General features: G+C 34.2%; 7 protein-coding genes and 1 tRNA gene. 6 read left to right on the top strand and 2 right to left on the bottom strand.

All coding sequences use genetic code 11. From position 1 onward, the window contains the following. From P8H68_RS05515 to P8H68_RS05505, 3 genes are all read left to right on the top strand, one after another. Positions 1–397, top strand: a 397-nt coding sequence (locus P8H68_RS05515) for a hypothetical protein (RefSeq protein ID WP_300322382.1), incomplete at its 5' end; no start/stop codon positions are given. 192 nt (positions 398–589) lie between these two features. Continuing rightward, on the top strand, positions 590–1,366 hold the full coding sequence (locus P8H68_RS05510) for a hypothetical protein (protein WP_300322381.1): 777 nt from the start codon (positions 590–592) through the stop codon (positions 1,364–1,366). Between the two features lie 6 nt (positions 1,367–1,372). Beyond that, positions 1,373–2,449, top strand: coding sequence for a PCMD domain-containing protein (locus tag P8H68_RS05505; RefSeq protein ID WP_300322380.1), 1,077 nt, complete (start codon positions 1,373–1,375; stop codon positions 2,447–2,449). Between the two features lie 15 nt (positions 2,450–2,464). Here the strand turns inward: P8H68_RS05505 and P8H68_RS05500 are convergent, their stop codons facing one another. Then, positions 2,465–3,013 carry a 3'-5' exonuclease gene (locus P8H68_RS05500; RefSeq protein ID WP_300322379.1) on the bottom strand — a complete coding sequence of 183 codons (549 nt, stop codon included), beginning with the start codon at positions 3,011–3,013 and terminating at the stop codon, positions 2,465–2,467. A 110-nt stretch (positions 3,014–3,123) separates the two neighbouring features. Next, positions 3,124–3,196: transfer RNA gene (locus tag P8H68_RS05495), tRNA-Phe, on the bottom strand. Positions 3,197–3,321: 125 nt separating this feature from the next. On the opposite strand from P8H68_RS05495, the gene P8H68_RS05490 reads away from it, so the two are divergent. From P8H68_RS05490 to P8H68_RS05480, 3 genes are read left to right on the top strand one after another with little or no spacing between them, the layout of a single operon-like run. After that, the gene (locus tag P8H68_RS05490; RefSeq protein WP_300322378.1) at positions 3,322–4,050 is read left to right on the top strand and encodes a type III pantothenate kinase; all 729 of its coding nucleotides are present in this window, start codon (positions 3,322–3,324) and stop codon (positions 4,048–4,050) included. Next, positions 4,050–5,303, top strand: coding sequence for a hypothetical protein (locus P8H68_RS05485; RefSeq protein WP_300322377.1), 1,254 nt, complete (start codon positions 4,050–4,052; stop codon positions 5,301–5,303). The genes P8H68_RS05490 and P8H68_RS05485 overlap by 1 nt, the downstream gene beginning before the upstream one ends. A gap of 24 nt (positions 5,304–5,327) precedes the next feature. Next, positions 5,328–6,680 carry a hypothetical protein gene (locus P8H68_RS05480; RefSeq protein ID WP_300322376.1) on the top strand — a complete coding sequence of 451 codons (1,353 nt, stop codon included), beginning with the start codon at positions 5,328–5,330 and terminating at the stop codon, positions 6,678–6,680. Positions 6,681–6,709: the final 29 nt, after the last annotated feature.

The following is a 6,709-nucleotide window of genomic DNA, read 5'->3' as shown; positions in this document are numbered from 1 at the left end:
CCCAGTTTTTGAAACGGAAGGTTTTGGTTCAAAACAAATTATTAGAAAGACCTCTGTGGCTTTTGAAATAAATAAATTTTTAATCGATTATTCTGGTTTTACGCCTTATGTAGGTGTTAATATTGCTTATGATAAGCTCAGTTATGAGGAATATGATGAAGGGATTACAAAGCAAAAAATAGTTACAAATAATATGGAACCAGGATTTGCATTTGGTTGGGATATCGTGCCTGGTAAAACGGATGAAGCGCTTATATTGAGAACTAATTTGAGATGGTATCCGTTTTCTGAATTTGAAGTGGAGGGGCAAAAATTTAATTTTAGTCAGTTGGAATATAATTTAATTCAAGTGGTGTTTTATCCTGGAAGGTTGAAAAAAAGAACAAAACAGAATTGAAAAAGATGTTTGGTTGACTAAAAACATCTAAAATATTTAATTTATTAGACAGAAAGAACCACTAAAGTATTCTTAATGTGTATTCAGTTATTGCAAGTTTTATAGCTTTTCTAATATTCATTTATTTTTTAAAAAGTATATTTGTAATCTGTTTTCGACTATTTACAATAGGATGAATAAAAATCTAACTAGATGCATGCAAGAATAAATTATTCAATTTCGTTAGGAGTCATTATTTTCTTTATGACATTTTTAAATGTCAACGGGCAACAAAAAGAAGCAGATAAAGATTATACTCCTTATGAGCTATTATCAAGTTATTACAATAGCTCTGAATTTAAGCCTTTTAAAAAGAAAACTTGGTATGCCGGTTTGGTGTTCTCATGGGAGGATAAGGAAAGTGAAAACAATCAGCAACTTTTTCAAAAAATTCTAGAAGGAAATAATAATGATTATAGTATCTCCGTAAAAGGAGGGTATTATACGCAAGATTATAATATGATCGGTTTGAAGTTTAATTATTATCAAGAATCTTTTAATGGAAAGGTGTTGCGTGATTCTGATTCTATTCAGTCCAATGCGTTGACAAGGGGTTATGTGGTAACTCCTAATTTACGTTCTTCAATTCCTTTGACTAAAAATGAAAGATTTAGTTTTTTTGTTGAATTGAATGTAATGGGAGGCTTAGAGACTTCATTAGTCAGAAACACAAAAAATATTGATGAGGTATCTAAAACCAACGGAAAGAATTATTTGTTTGGAGCTGCAATTGCTCCGGGAATTACATTTTTTGCGATGGAGAATTTTGCTTTTGAGGTTCAATTAAATGTTTTAGAATATCGCTTGAAAGTTTCTGATACCACGATTGATGGAGAGGAACAAACACGCGTTGTGCAGAATAAATTGGGCTTGAACATTGATTTACTCAGTTTGAATTTAGGTTTGGCGTATAATTTTGGAAGGAAATAATTTATGATGAGACATTTTTTACATTTTATTGGAATCGTGGTCTTATTTTCTTCATGTGTGAAAGAAGATCATTTCGGGTATTCTCCTTATGGGAATATAAAAGATATAGAAATAAGCAATCAGGCAAGTAAAGCAACGATTGATCAAGAGAATTTAACAGTGCAAGTGGAGTTTCCTGGAGGGGTAGATTTGTCTTCCTCTTTGATACGTTCTATAAGTTTGTCTTCTTTTGCAACCTCTAACAAGGCATCAGGCGATGTATTAGATTTGAATCAAATAGCTGAAATATTAGTGACGGCCGAAAATGGAGATGTGGTTCAGTGGAAAGTGGAACCTTTTATAGCTTCTTCAACGCCGCAATTGGTAAATGGAGATTTAAATGCATGGTATCAAACGTCAAGTGGGGGATATTATGAGCCAGGAGCAGATGAAGCAACAACTATTTGGGGTACAGGAAATCCTGGGACTCAAATTTTGCGGTTATTGGCAACAACACCTATTGAGATAGAAGATGATAACCTTGCAGCAAAGTTAGAAACATTAGATAATGGTGCTTTATCGGGAGCTTTTGGGGCACCAATTTCAGCGGGATCTATTTTTACAGGTAAATTTGATAAAGATAAAATTGATCCGGCAAATCCTCAAGCGGCGATAGATTTTGGAACACCTTTTTCTGGGCGACCGTTGCAGTTACAATTCAAGTACAAGTATAGTCCGGGTCCAGTAAATAAGGATAAGAATGGGAATACACTTTCTTACGGGGATCAGTGCGATATTTATGCTTATTTAGAAATAAGAACGACAGAGAAAACAGAACGATTAGCGACAGCTTGGTTTAGGAGTGGTGATCTCCAAAGTGATTTCATAACAAAGAATATGGATTTCACTTATGGTGCTCTGGACAATACATTTCCGGATTATATGAAGCCTGAAAATGGGTTGTATGTAAGTGCTGATTCAGCTTCTTTTGTTTTGCCTACGCATATTACCTTTGTAGCTTCTTCTAGTTATGATGGAGCCAATTTTGCAGGAGCAATTGGTAGCGAGCTAGTGGTTGATGATATTGAGATGGTTTACGAGTAATTTCTGATCTTGAAATTATATTTCATATTCCCCTAGTTGAATCAATTCAAATATAATTTTGGCCTCCATGATAGAGTCGTCAAGACCTCTATGGGCTTCTATTTTATGAGTGGAAGGGAAAAGTATGTCCCAGGCTTCTTGTGCTTTAGGCCACTTGTATCCTCTTGATCCTTCGATTTTAAAAAACTCTGTGCTTGCTTTCATGGGACAAGCTACATCTTCTCCTAAGTCAAAGCCATTTGCTTGTAAAAAGGAATGATCAAAATTTCTATTCCAAGCTGTGATTCTTCCTTTAAAAGGGGTTAAAATTTCTTGAATGGTGTTAGAATAATTACTTAAAGGTTTGGCATTTCTTATTTCTTCAATTTCCATAAAACCATTTTGAAAAATCCATGAATTTCTGTGCTTCGCAGTTAGGTTAGGGTCTTTGAATACTTCATCAAAAAGTTCTGTGATCTCACCTGTTTCAGTGTTCAGCTTTACGATTCCTAATTCTAAAATATAATCGTTAGCAGGACTCAGTCCAGTGGTTTCAATGTCTAGAACTAAAATTTCGTTTTCCATAATGAGTTTGTGTTTTTCAAATATATAAAAATATGTCTTTTGGGTGTTTGTGAGACGTATTTTTATAAAAGCAAAAAACCGTAAAGAACTAAATCTTTACGGTTTTTAAGTGGTGCCTCCAGGAATCGAACCAGGGACACATGGATTTTCAGTCCATTGCTCTACCAACTGAGCTAAGGCACCATTTTTGCTGCGGTTAACATTCTAGCTGTTTTCCTTAGCGGTTGCAAATATACATCTATTTTTTAGTTATAACCAAACAATTTTAGAAAAAATCTATTTGTATATTTGAACTTTCATACTATTCTATGGCATATCTAATAATTGACGCTGGGAACACGCGTGTAAAAGTATTTGTTTTTGAGGGAGATAAGGAGGTTTCAGCAGAAGTTATAGCCTCAGACGATCTCGAAAAAAAAATTTTATTTTTTTTTGAAAAATTTAAAATAAATAGAGTCTTGCTTTCTTCCGTAGGTGGATTGCAAGAAAAAATTGTAGGCATTGTAAGTAGAAAGTCTGATATCATTTGTTTGTCTCATAAAACCACAGTTCCTTTTATAAATAAATATAGTACTCCTGAAACTTTAGGAGTAGACAGGATAGCTTTAATGAGTGCCGCATCGGTCAAATATCCAAATGAGAATGTCTTGGTAGTGGATGCTGGTACTTGTGTTACGTTTGATTTTTTAAATTCGGATAATGAATATTTAGGAGGTGCTATATCTCCTGGACTTCAAATGAGATATAAAGCGCTGCATGAGTTTACAGAAAAGTTACCATTTTTAGAATTTGAGGATCCGAAAAATTTGATAGGAAAGAACACTAAATCATCTATTCACTCAGGGGTAGTTAATGGTTTTGTGGCAGAGGTGGATGGTATAATCAATCAATATGTACAACATTATCCGAATTTAACAGTTGTTTTAACAGGAGGTGACATGAATTACTTGTCTAAAAGATTAAAAAATAGCATATTTGCGAATCCAAATTTTCTAGTGGAAGGTTTGCATGCAATATTGAAATACGAAATACAATAATGATACAGAAAACAATTTTGTTTTTTGCTTTACTTATATCAATGTCCAATTATGGGCAAAAGCAACAAGCATCTCCCTATTCTTTCTTTGGAATTGGAAACAATTTTCTAAGTAAGACGGTAGAAGAAAATACGATGGGTGGTGTTGGTACAGCTGTATCAGTTCCTGGGAACTTAAATTTCAGTAATCCCGCTGCAATGTCCGGAATACTCTTTACGAGTTATTCTATCGGAGCAGTGAATACTGTAAACCAATTGGTAGATCAAAATACCACACAAAGCAATTCAGTTTTTTCATTGTCTTATTTGGCACTGGGTCTTCCTTTAGGGAATAAAGGAGGTTTGTCTGCAGGATTGAGAGCACGTAGTGGAGTTGGGTATACAATGTTTGGAAAGGATGGTGTCAACAGTGAGTATACATTTGAAGGTTCTGGAGGTGCAAGTAGTTTATTTGTTTCTGGAGGATATAAAATTTATAAAGGTTTGTCGATTGGAGGAGAGATTTCATATGTTTTTGGTTCTATTGAGCATCTTGTAACAGAGACTCAAGAAGGGGTGACGTATGATTCTCAAGAAAAATCTGAGTCAAGTTTAAGAGGAGTTGAAGCTAAATTAGGGTTGTTCTATTCAAAAACGTTGAATAAAACTAAAAACTTCAATGTTGGGTTAACCTTGGCAAATGAAAGCACAATTAAAGTATCTGAAACAAGTGTTTTCTACAAAGGATTTTTCTCGGATAATGTAAATTCTATCAAGAAAACTTTAGATCCAGTTACTGCTTCAGGGACTGCGGTAACCCCTAGAAATATTACGGGAGCTATTGCATATGGAAAAAGAAGTGTATGGCAAACGAGTATAGAATACAGTTTTAATAAAGCACAATACTTTACGGGAGAAACATTGGTGAATAACACTAGAGCTGTCGTTTATAATGATTATTCACGTATCTCTTTTGGAGGGTATTATATTCCTAAATTTAACTCATTGACAAACTATTTTCAAAGGGTAGTATATCGTTATGGAGTAAAGTATGAAAACACAGGAATGGAGTTTTCTGGAGTGCCTTTGACTGATCTTGGCATGTCTTTTGGTGTAGGTTTACCACTTGGAAAAGGATTGACCCATCTAAATCTCGGATTGGAAGCTGGTGTTAGGGGAGAAGTGTCTGATGCTTTAGTTCAAGAAAAATATTTAAATGTAAGAATGAGCATGTCTCTTGGAGACAAATGGTTCAGAAAAAGAAGAATTGATTAACCTAGTAATAATTAACTAAATAAAATGAAGAAAGCAATACTTATTATAGCATGTTTGTTTTTTGGCTACAATGTGGTTTCTGCTCAGGCGCCAAGTCAGGAAGCAATGATAAAATATAATCTTTTTAAAGGAGATTATAAATCAAAGAACTATGAAGCCGCTTATGAAAATTGGATCTGGTGTTTGGATAGTGTACCAACCTTATCAGTTAACATTTATAAGTTAGGGATTACCATAGCAAAAGATAGATATAAGAAAGCAGCTGAGGCAGATAAGCCAGAAGCAATTGCTTTGGTGCGTAGAGTTTATGAACAAAGAATAGAGTTGTTCCCTAAAGATTTAGCGAAAGTTTATAGTGATTATGCAGATTTTTTAATCTTGGCTAAACAACCAGATCAGGAAGTGTATGAAACTTTGAAAAAAGCTTATGCTGTAGATCCTTCTAAAATGGGGGTGAAATCTATTTTTAGATACTTCCAGTATGTAACAGATGAGCACAAAGAAAATAATGTACAATACATTTTTGATACCTATGATCAAATTGTAAAGGCTGTTGATAAAAAGTTGAATTACTATGCAACTAAATTAGACGGATATTCTGCTAAAGAAGAGCAAGGAAATGTATTGTCTTCTAAAGAAAAATCTTTGAAAAAAGCTTATGAAAACAACTCAAGAGCTGTAGGGCAAGTAGTACATGGATTGGATAAAATTATCAATGACTTGTCTACTTGCGAGCGTTTGATTCCTTTGTATACTGCCGACTTTGAAGCAAATAAAGGAAACGGTCCTTGGTTGAAATCAGCGGTAAACATGATGTACAAGAAAAAATGTACTGAAGATCCATTATATGATAAATTAGTTGAGGCTTATGTTACTGCAGAACCTTCTCCAGAAGCATCTGTATTCTATGCAGGTATTTTGGTTAAGAAAAATGACATGAACAAAGCAAGAGAGTATTTCTTGAAAGCAGTTGATCAAGAGTCAGATCCTTTCAAAAAGGCTAACTACGAATATAAAATTGCTCAGATTTTAAGAAAAAAAGGTTTGAAATCAAAAGCAAGAACTGCTGCTTTACAAGCAATCAAGCACAAAAGAAGTATGGGAGAGGCTTATTTGTTAATTGCCAACTTATATGCATCTAGTGCTAACTCTTGTGGTAAATCAGAATTTGAAAAGAGAATGGTGTATGTTGCAGCGCAGCAAATGGCTCAGAAAGCTGCGGATGTAGATCCAGTAAACAGATCTAGGGCGTTAAAGTATGTTAAAAGTTACAAGGCATCTGCTCCAGATAAAAAAGCAATCTTTACTGAAGGATTGGCTTCAGGGAGTCCATATAAAATTGGATGTTGGATTGGAATTACTGTGAAAATTCCTTAATTTACAAGGGAGTAAAAATCAGTTTTCTT

The sequence above is a fragment of the Flavicella sp. genome (assembly GCF_029238425.1).
Taxonomy (GTDB): Bacteria; Bacteroidota; Bacteroidia; order Flavobacteriales; family Flavobacteriaceae; genus Flavicella.
Note: the sequence above shows the minus strand (reverse complement) of the source record. Positions and strands in the feature narration are given on the sequence as shown.

Excerpts from the sequence above, each read along its gene's own strand:
- P8H68_RS05485 (WP_300322377.1), top strand. The coding sequence starts at position 4,050 with ATGATACAGAAAACAATTTTGTTTTTTGCTTTACTTATATCAATGTCC.
- P8H68_RS05490 (WP_300322378.1), top strand. The coding sequence starts at position 3,322 with ATGGCATATCTAATAATTGACGCTGGGAACACGCGTGTAAAAGTATTT.
- P8H68_RS05505 (WP_300322380.1), top strand. The coding sequence starts at position 1,373 with ATGAGACATTTTTTACATTTTATTGGAATCGTGGTCTTATTTTCTTCA.
- P8H68_RS05510 (WP_300322381.1), top strand. The coding sequence starts at position 590 with ATGCATGCAAGAATAAATTATTCAATTTCGTTAGGAGTCATTATTTTC.
- P8H68_RS05500 (WP_300322379.1), bottom strand. The coding sequence starts at position 3,013 with ATGGAAAACGAAATTTTAGTTCTAGACATTGAAACCACTGGACTGAGT.
- P8H68_RS05480 (WP_300322376.1), top strand. The coding sequence starts at position 5,328 with ATGAAGAAAGCAATACTTATTATAGCATGTTTGTTTTTTGGCTACAAT.